The 16,998-nt window shown below is 65.8% G+C and carries 13 protein-coding genes and 1 pseudogene; 10 read left to right on the top strand and 4 right to left on the bottom strand.

Annotation, left to right across the window (positions count from 1 at the left end):
- Positions 1-6: 6 nt before the first annotated feature.
- The 4 genes and pseudogenes from nuoL to AAFL97_RS13690 all read left to right on the top strand — a co-directional run bounded on the left by nuoL (position 7) and on the right by AAFL97_RS13690 (position 5,708).
- Positions 7-2,059 (top strand): annotated as a pseudogene (gene nuoL, locus AAFL97_RS13705) (NADH-quinone oxidoreductase subunit L).
- A gap of 77 nt (positions 2,060-2,136) precedes the next feature.
- Positions 2,137-3,618 (top strand): NADH-quinone oxidoreductase subunit M, encoded by a 1,482-nt coding sequence (locus AAFL97_RS13700; protein WP_341645381.1) that lies wholly within the window; start codon positions 2,137-2,139, stop codon positions 3,616-3,618.
- A gap of 52 nt (positions 3,619-3,670) precedes the next feature.
- Positions 3,671-5,140 carry an NADH-quinone oxidoreductase subunit NuoN gene (gene nuoN / locus AAFL97_RS13695; protein ID WP_341645380.1) on the top strand — a complete coding sequence of 490 codons (1,470 nt, stop codon included), beginning with the start codon at positions 3,671-3,673 and terminating at the stop codon, positions 5,138-5,140.
- 13 nt (positions 5,141-5,153) lie between these two features.
- On the top strand, positions 5,154-5,708 hold the full coding sequence (locus AAFL97_RS13690) for an NUDIX hydrolase (RefSeq protein ID WP_341647171.1): 555 nt from the start codon (positions 5,154-5,156) through the stop codon (positions 5,706-5,708).
- Between the two features lie 54 nt (positions 5,709-5,762).
- On the opposite strand, the gene AAFL97_RS13685 is transcribed toward AAFL97_RS13690, so the two are convergent.
- Entirely contained in the window at positions 5,763-6,944 is a 1,182-nt protein-coding gene (locus AAFL97_RS13685) for a GNAT family N-acetyltransferase (protein WP_341645379.1), read from the bottom strand.
- Positions 6,945-7,299: 355 nt separating this feature from the next.
- On the opposite strand from AAFL97_RS13685, the gene AAFL97_RS13680 reads away from it, so the two are divergent.
- Complete coding sequence (locus AAFL97_RS13680; RefSeq protein WP_068634781.1) at positions 7,300-7,638, top strand: P-II family nitrogen regulator; 339 nt, start codon at positions 7,300-7,302, stop codon at positions 7,636-7,638.
- Between the two features lie 53 nt (positions 7,639-7,691).
- Here the strand turns inward: AAFL97_RS13680 and AAFL97_RS13675 are convergent, their stop codons facing one another.
- A complete protein-coding gene (locus AAFL97_RS13675; protein ID WP_341645378.1) occupies positions 7,692-8,723 on the bottom strand; it encodes a Smr/MutS family protein in 1,032 nt (343 codons plus the stop codon).
- Between the two features lie 73 nt (positions 8,724-8,796).
- Entirely contained in the window at positions 8,797-9,750 is a 954-nt protein-coding gene (trxB, locus tag AAFL97_RS13670; protein WP_341645377.1) for a thioredoxin-disulfide reductase, read from the bottom strand.
- A 189-nt stretch (positions 9,751-9,939) separates the two neighbouring features.
- Here trxB and AAFL97_RS13665 point away from each other — a divergent pair, with 189 nt between their 5' ends.
- The 4 genes from AAFL97_RS13665 (at position 9,940) to AAFL97_RS13650 (ending at position 15,167) form a co-directional block, all read left to right on the top strand.
- Complete coding sequence (locus AAFL97_RS13665) at positions 9,940-10,611, top strand: Crp/Fnr family transcriptional regulator (protein WP_068634778.1); 672 nt, start codon at positions 9,940-9,942, stop codon at positions 10,609-10,611.
- A 157-nt stretch (positions 10,612-10,768) separates the two neighbouring features.
- Positions 10,769-13,057 (top strand): DNA translocase FtsK, encoded by a 2,289-nt coding sequence (locus AAFL97_RS13660; RefSeq protein ID WP_341645376.1) that lies wholly within the window; start codon positions 10,769-10,771, stop codon positions 13,055-13,057.
- Positions 13,057-13,773 (top strand): outer membrane lipoprotein chaperone LolA, encoded by a 717-nt coding sequence (lolA, locus tag AAFL97_RS13655; protein WP_445954540.1) that lies wholly within the window; start codon positions 13,057-13,059, stop codon positions 13,771-13,773. Before AAFL97_RS13660 ends, lolA begins: the two co-directional genes overlap by 1 nt.
- 2 nt (positions 13,774-13,775) lie before the next feature.
- Positions 13,776-15,167 carry a replication-associated recombination protein A gene (locus tag AAFL97_RS13650; RefSeq protein ID WP_341645375.1) on the top strand — a complete coding sequence of 464 codons (1,392 nt, stop codon included), beginning with the start codon at positions 13,776-13,778 and terminating at the stop codon, positions 15,165-15,167.
- On the opposite strand, the gene AAFL97_RS13645 is transcribed toward AAFL97_RS13650, so the two are convergent.
- Positions 15,139-15,402, bottom strand: coding sequence for a hypothetical protein (locus AAFL97_RS13645; RefSeq protein ID WP_341645374.1), 264 nt, complete (start codon positions 15,400-15,402; stop codon positions 15,139-15,141). The two genes, AAFL97_RS13650 and AAFL97_RS13645, sit on opposite strands and share 29 nt — an antisense overlap.
- A gap of 300 nt (positions 15,403-15,702) precedes the next feature.
- On the opposite strand from AAFL97_RS13645, the gene serS reads away from it, so the two are divergent.
- Positions 15,703-16,995, top strand: coding sequence for a serine--tRNA ligase (gene serS, locus AAFL97_RS13640; protein WP_263459914.1), 1,293 nt, complete (start codon positions 15,703-15,705; stop codon positions 16,993-16,995).
- Positions 16,996-16,998 lie beyond the last annotated feature (3 nt).

Here is a 16,998-nt window from a genome sequence, read left to right as displayed (position 1 = left end):
GTCACGATGACGGACATGCAGACTCTCTATCTCCTCGTGCCGCTGGCGCCGCTCGCCGGCGCGATTCTGGCAGGACTGTTCGGCAAGGCGATCGGACGCACCGGCGCGCACGTCGTCACCATCCTCGGCGTGGCGATCGCGCTGGCCGCCTCGGTGTACATCTACCAGGACGTGCAGGCGGGCAACACCTTCAACGGCACGATCTACACCTGGATGGTGGCGGGCGGCATCACCTTCGAAGTCGGCTTCCTGATCGACTCGCTGACGGTGATGATGATGCTGGTGGTGACCTTCGTGTCGCTGATGGTGCACATCTACACCATCGGCTACATGGCGGAAGACCCCGGCTACCAGCGCTTCTTCAGCTACATCTCGCTGTTCACCTTCTCGATGCTGATGCTGGTGATGTCCAACAACTTCATGCAGCTGTTCTTCGGCTGGGAAGCGGTGGGCCTCGTCTCGTATCTGCTGATCGGCTTCTGGTACGACCGCCCGACCGCGATCTACGCCAACCTGAAGGCCTTCCTGGTCAACCGCGTCGGCGACTTCGGCTTCCTGCTCGGCATCGGCCTGATCGCGGCCTATACCGGCTCGCTGAACTACGCCGAAGTGTTCGCCCAGGCGAACAGCCTCGCTTCCCAGGAAATGGCCGTCACCGGCTGGCCGCTGATCACCGCGATCTGCATCTGTCTTTTCATCGGCGCGATGGGCAAGTCCGCCCAGGTGCCGCTGCACGTCTGGCTGCCCGACTCGATGGAAGGCCCGACCCCGATCTCGGCGCTGATCCACGCCGCGACCATGGTGACCGCCGGCATCTTCATGGTGGCGCGCATGTCGCCGCTGTTCGAGCTGTCCGACACCGCGCTGTCCTTCGTGCTGGTGATCGGCGCCACGACCGCGCTGTTCATGGGCTTCCTCGGCATCGTGCAGAACGACATCAAGCGCGTCGTCGCCTATTCGACGCTGTCCCAGCTCGGCTACATGACGGTGGCGCTCGGCGTGTCGGCCTACTCGGCAGCCGTCTTCCACCTGATGACGCACGCTTTCTTCAAGGCCCTGCTGTTCCTCGGCGCCGGCTCGGTGATCATCGGCATGCACCACGACCAGGACATGCGCAACATGGGCGGCCTGTGGAAGTACATGCCCATCACCTGGTTCCACCTCGCTGCTGGGCTCGCTGGCGCTGATCGGCTTCCCGCTGTTCTCGGGCTTCTTCTCCAAGGACTCGATCATCGAGGCCGTGCATGCCTCGACCATCCCGGGTGCCGGCTACGCGCTGTTCTGCGTCATGCTGGGCGTGTTCGTGACCGCGTTCTACTCCTTCCGCATGTACTTCCTGGTGTTCCACGGCAAGGAGCGCTTCGGCCAGGCCCATCACGCGCATGACGATCACGGCCATGACGAACATCACGCGGATGCGCACGGCGACGACGACCATGGCCATGACGATGATCACCATCACCACGGCCTCGCGCCGGGGCAGAAGCCACACGAATCGCCCTGGGTGGTGACGCTGCCGCTGGTGCTGCTGGCCATTCCCTCGGTGCTGATCGGCTTCTTCACCATCGAGCCGATGCTGTTCGGCGAATGGTTCAAGGGCGTCATCTTCGTCGGCGACAACCACGTCGGCCTGAAGGAGCTCGAAGCGAGCTTCCACGGCCCGCTGGCGATGGCGATCCACGGCCTGCAGACCGCGCCGTTCTGGCTGGCGATGGGCGGTGTCGCCGTGGCCTGGTTCTTCTACATGGTGAGGCCGGACATCCCGGCCGCGATCCAGCGCATCTTCAAGCCGATCTACTGCCTGCTCGAGAACAAGTACTTCTTCGACCGCTTCAACGAGATCTTCTTCGCCGGTGGCGCGCGTGCGCTCGGCAAGGGCTTGTGGAAGGGGGGCGACCAGGCCCTGATCGACGGTGTCGCCGTGAATGGCACGGCCAGGCTGGTGGGCTGGGTGGCGCAGATGTCGCGCCTGTTCCAGACCGGCCACCTGTACCAGTACGCCTTCGTGATGATCATCGGCGTGTTCATCCTGCTCACCTTCTGGTTCAACCGCGGGTAAGCAGGGCAGGGCGAACAGCAACGTATACATAACAAGATGGAACGCGCCGTTCGCGGCGCACTGAACGGAAAGCAACGATGACGGACATTCCTCTCCTCAGTCTGGCGATCTGGGTGCCGATTCTCGGCGGCCTGCTGGTGCTCGCGACCGGCTCCGATCGCAATGCCCCGCTGGCGCGTATGCTCGCCTTGGCGGTCGCCGTGGTGGGTTTCGTCGTCACCATTCCGCTCTATACCGGCTTCGACACGACGACCAGCGCGATGCAGTTCGTCGAGCTCACCTCGTGGGTGCCGCGCTTCAACATCAACTACCACCTGGGCGTCGACGGCATCTCGGTGTGGTTCGTGATCCTCAACGCCTTCATCACCATCATGGTCGTGCTGGCGGGCTGGAAGGTGATCGAGGATCGCGTGGCGCAGTACATGGCCGCCTTCCTGATCATGTCGGGCCTGATGAACGGCATCTTCTCGGCGCTGGATGGCGTGCTGTTCTACGTGTTCTTCGAGGCCTCGCTGATTCCGATGTACCTGATCATCGGCGTCTGGGGCGGCCCGAACCGCGTCTATGCCGCGATCAAGTTCTTCCTCTACACGCTGCTCGGCTCGCTGCTGATGCTGATCGCCCTGCTATACCTGTTCATGCAGTCCGGCGGCAGCTTCAGCATCCTCGACTGGCACCAGCTGCCGCTGCCGATGGAGCCGCAGGTGCTGATCTTCCTGGCCTTCCTGATCGCCTTCGGCGTCAAGGTGCCGATGTGGCCGGTGCATACCTGGCTGCCGGACGCCCACGTCGAAGCGCCCACCGGCGGTTCGGTGGTGCTGGCCGCGATCGCGCTGAAGCTCGGCGCCTACGGTTTCCTGCGCTTCTCGCTGCCGATCGTGCCGGACGCGGCTCAGGAGCTTGCCTGGCTGGTCATCACGCTGTCGCTGATCGCGGTGGTGTACATCGGTTTCGTCGCGCTGGTGCAGGCCGACATGAAGAAGCTGGTCGCGTATTCGTCGATCTCGCACATGGGCTTCGTCACCCTGGGCTTCTTCATCTTCAACCCGCTGGGCGTCGAAGGCGCGCTGGTGCAGATGATCTCGCACGGCTTCGTCTCGGGCGCGATGTTCCTGTGCATCGGCGTGCTGTACGACCGCGTGCATTCGCGCCAGATCGCCGACTACGGCGGTGTGGTGCACACCATGCCCAAGTTCGCGGCCTTCTTCATGCTGTTCGCGATGGCCAACTCCGGCCTGCCGGCCACCTCCGGCTTCGTCGGCGAGTTCATGGTCGTGCTCGGCGCAGTGCAGTACAACTTCTGGATCGGCTTCATTGCCGCGACCACGCTGATCGTCGGCGCCGCCTATTCGCTGTGGATGTACAAGCGCGTGGTGTTCGGCAAGGTCGCCAACAAGCACGTGGCCGAGCTCGAGGATCTCAGCGGCCGCGAGTTCGCCTTCCTTGCGATCCTTGCATTCTGCGTACTGGCGATGGGTCTGTATCCCTATCCCTTCACCGAAGTGATGCATGCTTCGGTCAACGAACTCCTGCGGCATGTTGCCGTGAGCAAGCTCTGAGTGCCGTCGGGCTCGAGGCACCTTTAGAGACACTTAACGGACTGGTCAGAAGATGAACTTTGTCGTCCCCGACTTCTACCCCGCCGCGGCAGAGATTTTCGTCGCCGTGATGGCCCTGGTGATCATGCTGGCGAGCACCTTCGCCCGCAGCATCGCGCGCTCGCTGGCTTACTACGCAACGCAGGCGACGCTGATCGCAGCGGCCTTCATCACCATCTACACGATGCAGGGCGAGCCGGTATATACCTTCAGCAACCTGTTCATCAGCGATCTGATGGGCAGTTTCCTGAAGCTGATGATCTATTTCTCCACCGCGATCGCGCTGCTGTACGGCCGGGGTTATCTCGCCGACCGCAAGATCGACAAGCCGGAGTACTACCTGCTGGCCTTGCTGATGACGCTGGGCATGATGGTCATGGTCTCGGCCAACCACATGCTGCCGATGTACATCGGCCTGGAGATGATGTCGCTGGCGCTGTACACGATGGTCGCCTTCGACCGCGACTCCGCGCGCTCGACCGAAGCGGCGATGAAGTACTTCGTCCTCGGCGCGCTGGCCTCCGGTTTGCTGCTGTACGGCATGTCGATGGTCTATGGCGCGACCGGTTCGCTGGAATTCTCCGCAATCGCCCAGTCCATCTACAACCAGGCGGCGAACCAGACCGTGCTGACCTTCGGCCTCGTCTTCCTGGTGGCCGGCATCTGCTTCAAGCTGGGTGTGGTGCCCTTCCACATGTGGGTGCCCGACGTCTATCAGGGCGCGCCCACGGCCGTGACGCTGATGATCTCGGCCGCGCCCAAGCTCGCCGCGTTCGCGATGGCCGTCCGCCTGCTGATCTGGGCGCTGTTCGACGTCGCCGAGGAATGGCAGGGCATGCTGATGCTGGTTGCGGTCGCGTCGATCGCACTCGGCAACCTGGCGGCGATCGCGCAGCAGAACATCAAGCGGATGCTGGCCTATTCCGGCATCTCGCACATGGGCTTCATGCTGCTCGGCCTGCTGGCGGGCGTGGTGGACGGCGACCGCCACTTCGCGCTGAATGCCTACAGCTCGGCGATGTTCTACGCCGTCGCCTACGTGATCATGAGCCTGGCCTCCTTCGGCATGCTGATCCTGCTGTCGCGCGCCGGCTTCGAGGCCGAGAACATCGACGACTTCAAGGGCCTCAACAGGCGCAGCCCGTGGTTTGCGCTGATGATGCTGTTCGTGATGTTCTCGATGGCGGGCGTGCCTTTCTTCATCGGCTTCTTCGCCAAGCTGGCCGTGCTGCAGGCGGTGGTCGCCGCAGGCTACTTCTGGCTGGCCGTGGTCGCGGTGCTGCTGTCGGTGGCGGGGGCGTTCTACTACCTGCGCGTCGTCAAGGTGATGTACTTCGATGCGCCGGTCGACGAGTCGCCGATCCATGCGCCGGCCGAAGTGCGGGTCATGCTGTCGGCGAACGGCATCGCAATCGCCGCGCTGGGCCTGGCGCCGCAGATGCTGATGTCGCTGTGCGCCTACGCCTTGCTCGGCTCGCTTTGATTCGGTGAGCACGATCCGGCCCGACCCGCTCGAAGAGCGGGAACTGGCGAGCGAGCAGCTCGTCGATGGCAGGCTGCTCAAGGTCTGGCGCGACCGGGTGCAACTGCCCGATGGCAGCGAGGGGCTGAGGGAATACATCCGCCACCCCGGCGCCGTCGTCGTGGTCGCGGTCCTGCCGGATGGCCGTCTGCTGTTCGAGCGCCAGTTCCGCTATCCCTTGCGGCGGGTGTTCCTGGAACTGCCGGCCGGCAAGATCGATCCCGGCGAGGACATCCTCGCCTGCGCCCGCCGCGAACTGCGCGAGGAAACCGGCTACGAAGCGGAGCAGTGGCGCTACATCGGCGTCATGCATCCGTGCATCGGCTATTCCGACGAACGGATCGAGATCTTCCTCGCTACGGGTCTTCGCCACGTCGGGCATGCGCTGGACGACGGCGAATTCCTCGAAGTGCTCAGTCTGAGCGTAAAGGAAGCCGAGGAGGCGATCCACAACGGCGAGCTGACCGACGGCAAGTCGATCGCCGCGCTCTACCGCTGCCTGCCCCTGATCCCGGCCGGACAAGGCTGAACTGTGCCGGAACATTCCGGGCAAGGCGCCGGCTGAGAAAGGCCTGGCCTTCGATCAGCCATCTGCGGGGGCGGCCCGCCGGTAAGGGATGTGCTCGTCGAGTTCGTCCAGATAGAAGCCCATCTGCATGCGCTCCCGTTCGAGGTAGTCGTCCACCGCGGCGCTGAAGCGCGGATCGGCGATCCAGTGCGCCGACTGCGTCCTGACCGGCAGGAGCCCGCGGGACAGCTTGTGCTCCCCTTGTGCGCCGCCTTCGAAGCGACGGAGCCGGTGCCGGATGCAGTATTCGATCGCCTGGTAGTAGCACAGCTCGAAGTGCAGGAAAGGCAGCGCCTCGATCGCCCCCCAGTAGCGCCCGTATAGGGATTCGTCGTCGCGCAGGAAGAAGGCGCAGGCGACCGCTTGCCCTTCCCGTTCGGCGAGCAGCAGCAGAAGCTGGTCCGGCATGCCGGCGGCGAGCCGCAGGAAGAAATCCAGGTTCAGGTAGGGCGTCGAGCGGTGTGCGGCATAGGTGTTGGCATAGCAGCGGTCCAGGAAAGCCCAGTCCTCTTCCCGGGCGCTGCGGCCGTCGAGCCAGCGCATCCGCAGGCCGTGCATCGATGCGCGGCGGCGCTCCTGGCGAATCTTCTTGCGCTTGTCGTGGTTCAGGCTGCCGAGGAAGTCCTCGAAGTCGCGGTACGGGGTTGCATCGTCCGTGTCCGTTGCCCTGCTGCCGTTCTCCCAGTGGAACTGCACGCCATGGCGCACGGCGAGGCCGCTGTCCTGCAGCAGTTCCAGATCCCGCTCGTGCGGAAACAGCACGTGAAGCGAAGACAGGCCGCTGTCTTCGACCTGGCGCAGCACGCCATCGACGAGTTGCCGGTGCGCGGCAGGCGAGCACCCGAGGATGCGCGGCCCCGGAATCGGTGTGAAAGGCACGGCCGCCAGCCATTTCGGATAGTAGTCGAGGCCGTGTTCCTGGTAGGCCTTTGCCCAGGCCCAGTCGAAGACGTATTCACCCCAGGAATGCGTCTTCAGGTACAGCGGCATCGCCGCGATCAGCCGTCCGCCGTCCCACAGCGTCGCATGCCGCGGTATCCAGCCGCTGTGCCCGCCCACGCAGGCGCTCGCTTCTAGCGCGTGCAGGTAGGCGTGGCGCAGATGCGGCGGCAGCGGATCGGGCGACAGGGTGTCCCAGTGCCGGGGATCGATGCGGGCGATCGAGTCGAAAAAGTGCAGTCCGTCGGGGAAGGGCATTGCGAAAACGTGGGAAATGCCGGAAGTCTGGTGGCGTCATGCCGGCAGAGTTGGGCGCTGCTCAAATTTTGTGCAGCGCAAAGATACGCTTTGACGGCGGCCACTTGCAAGCGCTGTCCACGGCTTATCCACAGGCTTGCTCACCCGGCTTGTGGGTTGTCCACGTCCGGCGTGTTGCGCGGCCGGGGCGACACCGCGGCATCGATTCGGGCGCTTGGGCGGGCAATACCGGGCCCGATCGCAGGGTACGTCAGGTGAAGGGCGCGTGATGGGATTCGCGATGGGATTCGATAAGGGCGGGCGTTATCCGATAACATTCCGCTACCACAACGAAGATCAGGAACAGGAGAGGCTGATGAAGAAGATCGAAGCGATTGTCAAACCGTTCAAGCTGGATGAAGTTCGCGAGTCCCTGTCCGAGGTCGGCATCACCGGCCTGACCGTCACCGAGGTCAAGGGCTTCGGCCGCCAGAAGGGCCACACCGAGCTTTATCGCGGGGCGGAATACGTCGTCGATTTCCTGCCGAAGATCAAGGTCGAAGTGGTGGTGAGCGACGAACTGGTCGATGCCGCGGTCGAGGCGATCGTCAAGGCCGCCCATACCGGCAAGATCGGTGACGGCAAGATCTTCATCATGCCCGTCGAGCAGGTCATCCGCATCCGTACCGGCGAGACCAACGAAGCGGCGATCTGAACGGCGGGGAAGGCGGGCAATGCGAGGGGGTGACGCGGCGGCATTCGGCCGCGTCAACTGCGCGCGCCGTTCTGCGCGCGCAGCAGCACCAGCAGCGCGCCGCCGCCGCCATCGTGCGGGCCGGCCTGGCAGAAGGCCAGGATCTCCTCGCGCTGGGCCAGCCAGCCGCGCGACAACTGCTTGAGAATCGAGACTTTGCCGGGGGAACCGTGGCCCTTGCCATGGATCACCCGGATGCAGCGCTTGCCCTGCAGCAGGCTGTCGCTCAGGAAGTGGGCCAGCGCCTCGCGCGCCTCGTCGCGCACCAGGCCGTGCAGGTCGAGTTGGCCCTGCAGTACCCAGCGTCCCCGGCGCAGGTCCGTCAGCACCCGCCGCGGCAGGCCGGGACGGAGGAAAGCCGCTTCTTCCCCCATGTCCAGCCGATCCTCGAAGCTCAGCGGCGCTGCCAGGGATTCGCCGAGCGCCGCGCGTTCGTCCTCCTCGCGCTTGATCGGCGCCGGCTGGGGCGCGGGGCGCTGCAGTTCGACCCGGTTGCGGGTGTCGATGGGACGGACGTCGGCCACCATACTGTGGAACAGCGATGCGGGATCGCCGTTGCCGGCATCGGCGGGCAGGACGAGCCCGTCCGGGCGCGCCGCCCGCGCCTTGTCCGCAGCCGGCGTGCGCATGCCGTGCCGCAGCGGCGTATCGAGTTCGATGCGTCCCGTCGCCCGCAGCGGCACCACGCCTTCGTAGGCAAGGCTCAGCGGATCGGACCGGGCGGCCGGGGCGCCCGGTCCGGCGCTTTCCTCGTCCTGCTGCGGCGATCGCGGGCGCGGCAGCGGCGCCGGGCGCACCCGTTCGATTTCCGCGCGGTTGCCGTCGCGGACCGGTGCCGCCGCGCCCACGGTCTTGCGAAACAGCGCCAGCTCGGCTTCGTCGGGCTGGACGTCCGGGGGGCGGCCTTGGCGCCGTCCGCAACCGGAGACGGCCGGATCCGCTTGCCCGGGGAAGGTTGCGGAGGCGATGCGGGCGTGCTGCCCTTGCCGTCCTGCAACTGCCTGCGCAAGCCGGCGAACGGCGTATTGCCGCTGGCGGGCCGGCAAGGCCGGCCGTCGCCGGCATGCTTGTCCGCCGGTTCGGCCGGAGGCGTGCGCGGGCGGCGGCTCATCGGTCCGCTCAGTTGCCGAGGCCGTCGAGGTAGCGCTCGGCGTCGAGCGCGGCCATGCAGCCGGTGCCGGCCGAGGTCACGGCCTGGCGGTAGATGTGGTCCTGGACGTCGCCCGCGGCGAAGACGCCGGCAACGCTGGTCTGCGTGGCGTTGCCGTTGCGTCCGCCCTGGGTGACGAGGTAGCCGCCCTCCATCTCCAGCTGGCCTTCGAAGAGATCGGTGTTCGGCTTGTGGCCGATGGCGATGAACACGCCCTGCAGGCCGATGTCGCGGGTTGCGCCGGTGTTCACGTCCTTGATGCGCATGCCGGTGACGCCGCTGTTGTCGCCGAGCACTTCGTCGAGCGTGCTGTTGAGCGCCAGTTCGATCTTGCCCGCGGCGACTTTCTCCATCAGCTTGTCGATCATGATCTTCTCGGCGCGGAACTTCTCGCGGCGATGGACCAGGGTGACTTTCCTGGCGATGTTGGCGAGATACAGCGCCTCTTCGACCGCGGTATTGCCGCCGCCGACCACGGCGACGTCCTGGTTGCGGTAGAAGAAGCCGTCGCAGGTGGCGCAAGCCGACACGCCGCGGCCGGCGAACTTCTCTTCCGAGGGCAGGCCGAGATACTTGGCGGTCGCGCCGGTGGCGATGATCAGCGCGTCGCAGCTGTACTCGCCCGAGTCGCCGACCAGCCGGAAGGGCTTTTCGGCCAGCTTCACGGTGTGGATGTGGTCGAAGATCATCTCGGTGTTGAAGCGTTCGGCATGCTTCTGGAAGCGTGCCATCAGGTCCGGGCCCAGCACGCCGTCGGCGTCCGCCGGCCAGTTGTCGACGTCGGTCGTGGTCATCAACTGGCCGCCCTGGGCGAGGCCGGTGATGAGAACGGGGGCGAGATTCGCGCGTGCGGCATACACCGCGGCGGTGTAGCCTGCCGGGCCGGAGCCGAGGATGAGCAGGCGGGCGTGTTTCGTGGTCATCGGGAGCGTTCCTGCGGTGAAACCGCAAATTATAGCCGAGCCCGCCGGGCCCGCCGCGGCGGCGGACCGCAGTGAACGAAAGGGCAACGGCGACCAGATGCCATTGCAATCGCCCGGGCAATATTCGTTTACACTTGTGACATATCGACCAGACAAGCCTGCCCTTGCAGGTTCTTCCGTGGAGTCAGCATGTCGAAAACCGCTGCAGTGTCCATCATCGCCCTGAAGACCTTCCCGCTCTTTCACGGGCTGTCAGACGATGTGCTCGCCAACGTGGCTCGCGTCTCCATGATGCGGCGGATTCCGCGCGGCCAGCCGGTCGTCAATGCGGGAGATCGCTCCGATTTCGTCTATTTTGTCCTGACCGGCAGCCTGAAGGTCATCGTCAGCGACGAGGACGGGCGGGAAGTGATCCTGTCCATCCTCGGACAGGGCGAGCTGTTCGGCGAGATGGGCATGTTCGACGAGCAGCCGCGTTCGGCGTCGGTGGTGGCGGTGGTGCCGGCCGACCTGGTGCTGATCGCCAAGCAGGACTTCCGCGTGATCATGCGCGACAACTTCGACATCGCCTGGCGGATCATGTGCAACCTGGCCAGCCGCCTGCGCAATGCCGACCGCAAGATCGAGAGCCTGGCGCTGATGGACGTCTACGGCCGCGTCGCCCGCCTGCTGATCGAGATGGCCGAGGACGTGGGCGGTGAAACGGTCGTGGTGCGCAAGATATCCAAGCAGGACATCGCCAAGATGATCGGCGCCTCGCGCGAGATGGTGAGCCGGGTGATGAAGGATCTGGGACAGCAGGGCCTGATCGAGGAGCGTCCGCAGGGAATCGTGCTGCGCGAACGCCTCAGCGAGGTCTGATTCCGGGGTCCGGCCCGGCCGGGCGCGCGTTTCGCCGGAGTCTGCATGCCGCTCCGGCCTGAGGCTTTGTGAGGATGCGCAACGCGGCGCGGGAGCGCCGGGGCGTATCGCTTATAATCGACGCTGTTGTTTCATTCAGGTTTCGCGCCGTCGCCTCATGCAGTCTCGCTCGTCCCGCCCCCAGCCCCTGCCCGAAAAGATCTCGCTGCTGCTGCAGGAGGCCCGCTGGCTGATCCTGGGCGTCATGTCCCTTTACGTCGGCCTGATCCTGCTCGGCTACAGCAAGGCCGATCCCGGCTGGTCCCATGCCTCGGACGTCGCCAGCGTGATCAACCCCGGCGGGCGCTTCGGCGCCTGGCTGGCCGACCTGCTGCTCTACCTGTTCGGGCTTTCCTCGTGGTGGTGGGTGATCTTCCTCGGCTACAGCCTGCTGTGGGGCTTCCGGCGGCTGAAGAACCGGCTGACGCTGGACCACCGCTCCTTCATCTTCGTCATGGCCGGCTTCCTCGTCGTGCTGCTGACCAGCAGCGCGCTCGAGTTCCTGCGCTTCCACGGCCACGGCGCCCAGGTGCCGCTCGCGCCGGGCGGCTTGCTGGGGATGGAGATCGGCGAGCTCACCCAGCGCTATTTCGGCTTCACCGGCGGCACCCTGCTGCTGCTCGCGCTGATGGCGTCGGGGCTGTCGCTGTTCACCGGCGTGTCCTGGCTGGCGGTGGTCGAGCGGGTGGGGCTGCTGCTGGAGCAGGCCGTGCTGTCCGTGCAGCAGGGCTGGCAACGCTGGCAGGATCGCCGCGTCGGCCGCGAAGTGGCGCAGAAGCGTGAAGCGGTGGTCGAGACCCGGCGCCGCAAGACCGAGAAGGTGGCGCCTGCGCCGCTGCGCATCGAGCCGCCGCTGATCGCCGTGCAGAAGTCCGAGCGTGTCGACAAGGAGCGCCAGCAGACCCTGTTCGCCGATGCGGGCGCAGGCGCGATGCCGCCGCTGGCGCTGCTCGACCCGGCTTCCGGGGATGTCGAGCCGCCGTCGGCCGAAACGCTGGAATTCACCTCGCGCCTGATCGAGACCAAGCTCGGCGACTTCGGCGTCGAGGTCAAGGTGCTGGCCGCCTATCCGGGCCCGGTCATCACGCGCTACGAAATCGAGCCGGCGACCGGCGTCAAGGGCAGCCAGGTGGTCAATCTGGCCAGGGATCTGGCGCGTGCGCTGTCGCTGGTGTCGGTGCGGGTGGTCGAGACGGTGCCGGGCAAGTCCTGCATGGCGCTGGAACTGCCCAATCCCAAGCGGCAGACGGTGCGCCTGTCCGAGATCGTCGGTTCCAAGGTCTATCACGACATGGGTTCGCCGCTCACCGTGGTGCTCGGCAAGGACATCGGCGGCCAGCCGGTGGTCGCCGACCTGGCCAAGATGCCGCACCTGCTGGTGGCCGGCACCACCGGTTCAGGCAAGTCGGTCGGCATCAACGCGATGATCCTGTCGCTGCTGTACAAGAGCGAACCGGACCGCGTGCGGCTGATCATGGTCGACCCGAAGATGCTCGAACTGTCGATCTACGAAGGCATCCCGCATCTGCTGGCGCCGGTCGTCACCGACATGAAGCACGCGGCGAACGCGCTGAACTGGTGCGTCGCCGAAATGGACAAGCGCTACAAGCTGATGGCGGCGGTCGGCGTGCGCAACCTGTCCGGCTACAACAAGGCCGTGCTGGAGGCGCGCAAGGCCGAGACGCCGCTGACCAACCCCTTCTCGATCACGCCCGAGAATCCCGAGCCGCTCGACACGCTGCCCTATATCGTCGTCATTGTGGACGAACTGGCCGACATGATGATGGTGGTCGGCAAAAAGGTGGAAGAGCTCATCGCACGCCTCGCGCAGAAGGCGCGCGCGGCGGGCATCCACCTGATCCTCGCCACGCAGCGTCCCTCGGTGGACGTCATCACCGGCCTGATCAAGGCCAACGTGCCGACCCGCATCGCCTTCCAGGTGTCCAGCAAGATCGACTCGCGCACCATCCTCGACCAGATGGGCGCGGAGAACCTGCTCGGCATGGGCGACATGCTCTACCTCGCGCCGGGCACCGGCCTGCCGGTACGGGTGCATGGCGCTTTCGTCGCCGACGAAGAGGTGCACAAGGTGGTGGATCACCTCAAGCGCGTCGGCCCGCCGGACTACATCGAAGGCATCCTGTCGCAGCCCGAGGACGATCTCGATGCCGCGCTCGGCGGCGGAGGCGATGGCGGCGATGGCGAGGCCGACCCGCTGTACGACCAGGCGGTCGAAGTCGTGATCAAGACCCGCCGGCCGTCGATCTCGCTGGTGCAGCGCCACCTGCGCATCGGCTACAACCGCGCGGCGCGCCTGATCGAGCAGATGGAGCGCGCCGGCCTGGTGTCGGCGATGGGCAGCAACGGCAACCGCGAGGTGATCGTGCCGGCCAAGGAGAGCGAATGATGGGAATGCATTTCGGTGCAGAGGCGGCGGCTCGCCGGCTTGCGGCTCGTGCCCCGGTGATCGCGCGTGTCTCGCTGGCCCTTGCACTGGCTTGTGCCGGTGGTGCCGCGCTGGCGGCGGACGGCATCGCCCAGTTGCGCCAGTTCGTGGCTGAGACGCGCAGCGCCGAAGGCGATTTCGAACAGACCGTCCTTGCCCGCTCCGGCCGCAAGCCCCAGCAGGCGTCGGGCAGCTTCGCCTATGCGCGGCCCGGGCGCTTCCATTGGGAATACGAGCGTCCCTACCGCCAGGTACTGGTCGGCGACGGCAGCACGCTGTGGACCTGGGACCCGGACCTGAACCAGGTCACGGTGCGCGCGATCGGCGATGCCCTGGGGGCGACGCCGGCGGCCATCCTGTTCGGCAGCGGCGACATCGAAGAGGGCTTCGTTCTTGCCGACGGCGGCAGCGACGGCGAACTGGACTGGGTCGAAGCACGCCCGAAGCAGACCGACAGCGGCTTCGAGTCCCTGCGCATCGGCCTGAAGGATGGCCGTCTGCACAGCATGGAGATGCGCGACAACTTCGGCCAGACCACGCTGATCCACTTCACCCGGCTGCAGCCGAACCCCGACCTGGCACCCGACCGCTTCCGTTTCGAGCCGCCGGCAGGTGCCGACGTGATCGGCGAACTGCCGGGCACGGCGGGCAGCAGCGGCGCCGCGCCGACGCGTTGACCGTGGCCGATCTGTTCGAATCCATCGCACCGCAGCAGGTGCCGCTGGCCGAGCGCATGCGGCCGAAGTCGCTCGACGAGGTCGCAGGCCAGGCCCATCTGCTGGGCGAAGGCAAGCCCTTGCGGCTGGCCTTTGCCTCGCGCAAGCCGCATTCGATGATCCTGTGGGGACCGCCCGGCGTCGGCAAGACCACGCTCGCCCGCCTGATGGCGCAGGGCTTCGACGCCGACTTCGTCGCGCTGTCGGCGGTGTTTTCCGGGGTCAAGGAGATCCGCGAGGCGATCCAGCAGGCCCAGGCGGCGAAGGCGCGGGGGCGGCACACGATCCTGTTCGTGGATGAAGTGCATCGCTTCAACAAGGCGCAGCAGGATGCCTTCCTGCCTTATGTCGAGCAGGGCCTGGTGACCTTCATCGGCGCCACCACCGAGAACCCGTCCTTCGAAGTCAATTCGGCGCTGCTGTCGCGCGCGGCGGTCCACGTCCTCGAACCGATCGATGCCGAGGCGATGAGTGCGCTGTTCGAGCGGGCGCGCCTGGCGGCATGTCCGGGTCTGCCCTTCGACGACGACGCCCGTGAACGCATGATCGGTTTCGCCGACGGCGACGCGCGGCGGCTGATGAACCTGATCGAACAGGTGCAGGTGGCGGCCGAGACCGCGGGTGTGGAAAAGGTCGATGCGGCCTTCGTCGATGCCGCGCTGTCGCAGAACCTGCGTCGTTTCGACAAGGGCGGGGAGGCCTTCTACGACCAGATATCGGCGCTGCACAAGTCGGTCCGGGGCTCGAACCCCGACGCCTCGCTCTACTGGCTGTGCCGGATGCTCGACGGCGGCGCGGACCCGCTCTATGTCGGCCGGCGCCTGATCCGCATGGCGGTGGAGGACGTCGGCCTGGCCGACCCGCGGGCGCTGGAAATGACGCTGAACGCCTGCGCCACCTACGAGCGCCTCGGTTCTCCCGAAGGCGAACTGGCGCTGGCACAGGCGACGATCTTCCTCGCCTGTGCGGCCAAGTCGAATGCAGCCTACAAGGCCTACAATGCGGCGCGCGAATTCGTCAAACGCGACGGCTCACGCCCGGTGCCGCTGCACCTGCGCAATGCGCCGACGAAGCTGATGAAGAATCTGGGTTACGGCAAGGCTTACCGCTATGCCCATGACGAACCGGGCGGTTATGCCGCCGGCGAGAACTACCTGCCCGAAGGCATGGAACGTCCCGAGTGGTATCGGCCCACGCCGCGTGGCATGGAAGGCCGCATCGCGGAAAAGCTGGCCCAGTTGCGTGCGCTGGATGAGGCGGCAGAAAGCTCGAACGCCCGGCCGTCCGGCAAGCAGGCGGGCGAGCGTTCGGCGTCGGATGGTTCAGCTAATGTGTCAGCGGATGATCGGCCATGAAGCGGGCGCAGACGGATTTCGCTCTGGCGGCTTTTTCCTGGTCGCCGCATTCGTTGGCACGCTCGACGAGGTCGAGCATGAAGTTGGTCAGCAGCAGGACTCCTTCGGGTGTCTGGACCAAGCCGCAAACCACTTGCGCAGCGGCGGCATCGGGGATTCCTTCATGTTCGGCAACCAGCGCGACTTCGTCGTCGGTGATGTCGCAGTAGTCCAGGCAGTCACGAATCGATAGCATATTCACTCCTCCATTGTTGCGCCGTCTGATGCGGCTTGTTGATTCTTTAAACATATCCGACAAAGCGGAAATAGCAAGTTCAATTTACGTAGGGTGAACTTTGTAAGGGATTGATTTATTTAATCGATTATTGCGGTGCGTCATTCCGGGAAGTGCTTCTTGCCCGCTCATGACCGCTGCCGAAGCAGCTGCGGCTGCCCGCACGATCGAGCCCGCGACCGCACTCGACTGCACGCCGCACGCCTCAACTCCAGGCTTGTTCCAGGCCGATGACCCATCAACGATTTTCAGGACAACCCGATGCTCGATATCCAGCTTCTGCGTAATCAGATCGACCTGGTCGCCACCCGGCTGGCCGGCCGCGGCCTGCAACTGGACAGTGCCGCCTTCCTCGCGCTCGAGGAAGAGCGCAAGCAGCTCCAGACCCGGACCCAGGAACTGCAGGCGCGCCGCAACGCGCTGTCGAAACAGATCGGCATGCTCAAGGGCAAGGGCGAGGACGCCGGCCCGGTCATGGCCGAAGTGGCCCAGCTCGGCGACGAGCTGAAAGCCTGCGAGCAGGCCTTGCCGGGGCTGCTCGAACGCATCAACGATTTCGTCGCCCGCCTGCCCAACCTGCCGCACGAGAGCGTGCCGGTGGGCGAGGACGAGAGCGGCAACGTCGAAGTCCGCCGCTGGGGCACGCCGGCCAGCTTCGATTTCGAAGTGCGCGATCACGTCGATCTCGGCGCGCCGCTGGGGCTGGATTTCGAGACCGGCGCCAAGCTGTCGGGTTCGCGCTTCGCCTTCCTGCGCGGGCCGGTGGCGCGCCTGCACCGTGCGCTGGCGCAGTTCATGCTCGACACCCATACCCGCGAGCACGGCTATACCGAGTGCTACACGCCCTACATCGTCAACCGCGACGCACTGTTCGGTACCGGCCAACTGCCCAAGTTCAAGGAAGACCTGTTCTGGGTGCTGCGCGGTGGCGACGAGGAGGGCCTGGAGCAATACCTGATCCCGACCGCGGAGATCACGCTGACCAACAGCGTGCGCGAGGAAGTGCTGGCGCTCGATGCGCTGCCGATCCGGATGACGGCGCACAGCCCCTGCTTCCGCTCGGAAGCGGGCAGCGGCGGTCGCGACGTGCGCGGCATGATCCGCCAGCACCAGTTCGACAAGGTGGAGATGGTGCAGGTGGTCGAACCCTCGGCCAGCTACGAGGCGCTCGAGCAGATGGTCGGCCACGCCGAAGCCATCCTGCAGAAGCTGGAACTGCCGTATCGCGTGATCACGCTATGCACCGGCGACATGGGTTTCTCGGCAAGCAAGACCTATGACCTGGAAGTCTGGCTGCCGGCGCAGAACACCTATCGCGAGATTTCGAGCTGCTCGAACTGCGAGGCTTTCCAGGCCCGCCGCATGCAGGCGCGCTTCAAGAACGCGCAGGGCAAGAACGAGCTGGTGCATACGCTCAACGGTTCCGGGCTGGCCGTCGGCCGCACGCTGGTCGCGGTGCTGGAGAACTACCAGCAGGCGGACGGCTCGATCGTGATCCCGAAAGCGCTGGTGCCCTACATGGGCGGCGTCGAGCGGCTCGAACCGGCGCTCTGAGCG

It is taken from the genome of Thauera sp. SDU_THAU2, assembly GCF_038260575.1.
Lineage (GTDB): Bacteria > Pseudomonadota > Gammaproteobacteria > Burkholderiales > Rhodocyclaceae > Thauera.
Note: the sequence above shows the minus strand (reverse complement) of the source record. Positions and strands in the feature narration are given on the sequence as shown.

Bases quoted from the DNA above. Each gene is read 5' to 3' on its own strand.
- AAFL97_RS13665 (WP_068634778.1), top strand. From the start codon at position 9,940: ATGTCGAAAACCGCTGCAGTGTCCATCATCGCCCTGAAGACCTTCCCG.
- trxB (WP_341645377.1), bottom strand. From the start codon at position 9,750: ATGACCACGAAACACGCCCGCCTGCTCATCCTCGGCTCCGGCCCGGCA.
- AAFL97_RS13685 (WP_341645379.1), bottom strand. From the start codon at position 6,944: ATGCCCTTCCCCGACGGACTGCACTTTTTCGACTCGATCGCCCGCATC.
- serS (WP_263459914.1), top strand. From the start codon at position 15,703: ATGCTCGATATCCAGCTTCTGCGTAATCAGATCGACCTGGTCGCCACC.
- nuoN (WP_341645380.1), top strand. From the start codon at position 3,671: ATGAACTTTGTCGTCCCCGACTTCTACCCCGCCGCGGCAGAGATTTTC.
- AAFL97_RS13645 (WP_341645374.1), bottom strand. From the start codon at position 15,402: ATGCTATCGATTCGTGACTGCCTGGACTACTGCGACATCACCGACGAC.
- AAFL97_RS13700 (WP_341645381.1), top strand. From the start codon at position 2,137: ATGACGGACATTCCTCTCCTCAGTCTGGCGATCTGGGTGCCGATTCTC.
- AAFL97_RS13660 (WP_341645376.1), top strand. From the start codon at position 10,769: ATGCAGTCTCGCTCGTCCCGCCCCCAGCCCCTGCCCGAAAAGATCTCG.
- AAFL97_RS13680 (WP_068634781.1), top strand. From the start codon at position 7,300: ATGAAGAAGATCGAAGCGATTGTCAAACCGTTCAAGCTGGATGAAGTT.
- lolA (WP_445954540.1), top strand. From the start codon at position 13,057: ATGGGAATGCATTTCGGTGCAGAGGCGGCGGCTCGCCGGCTTGCGGCT.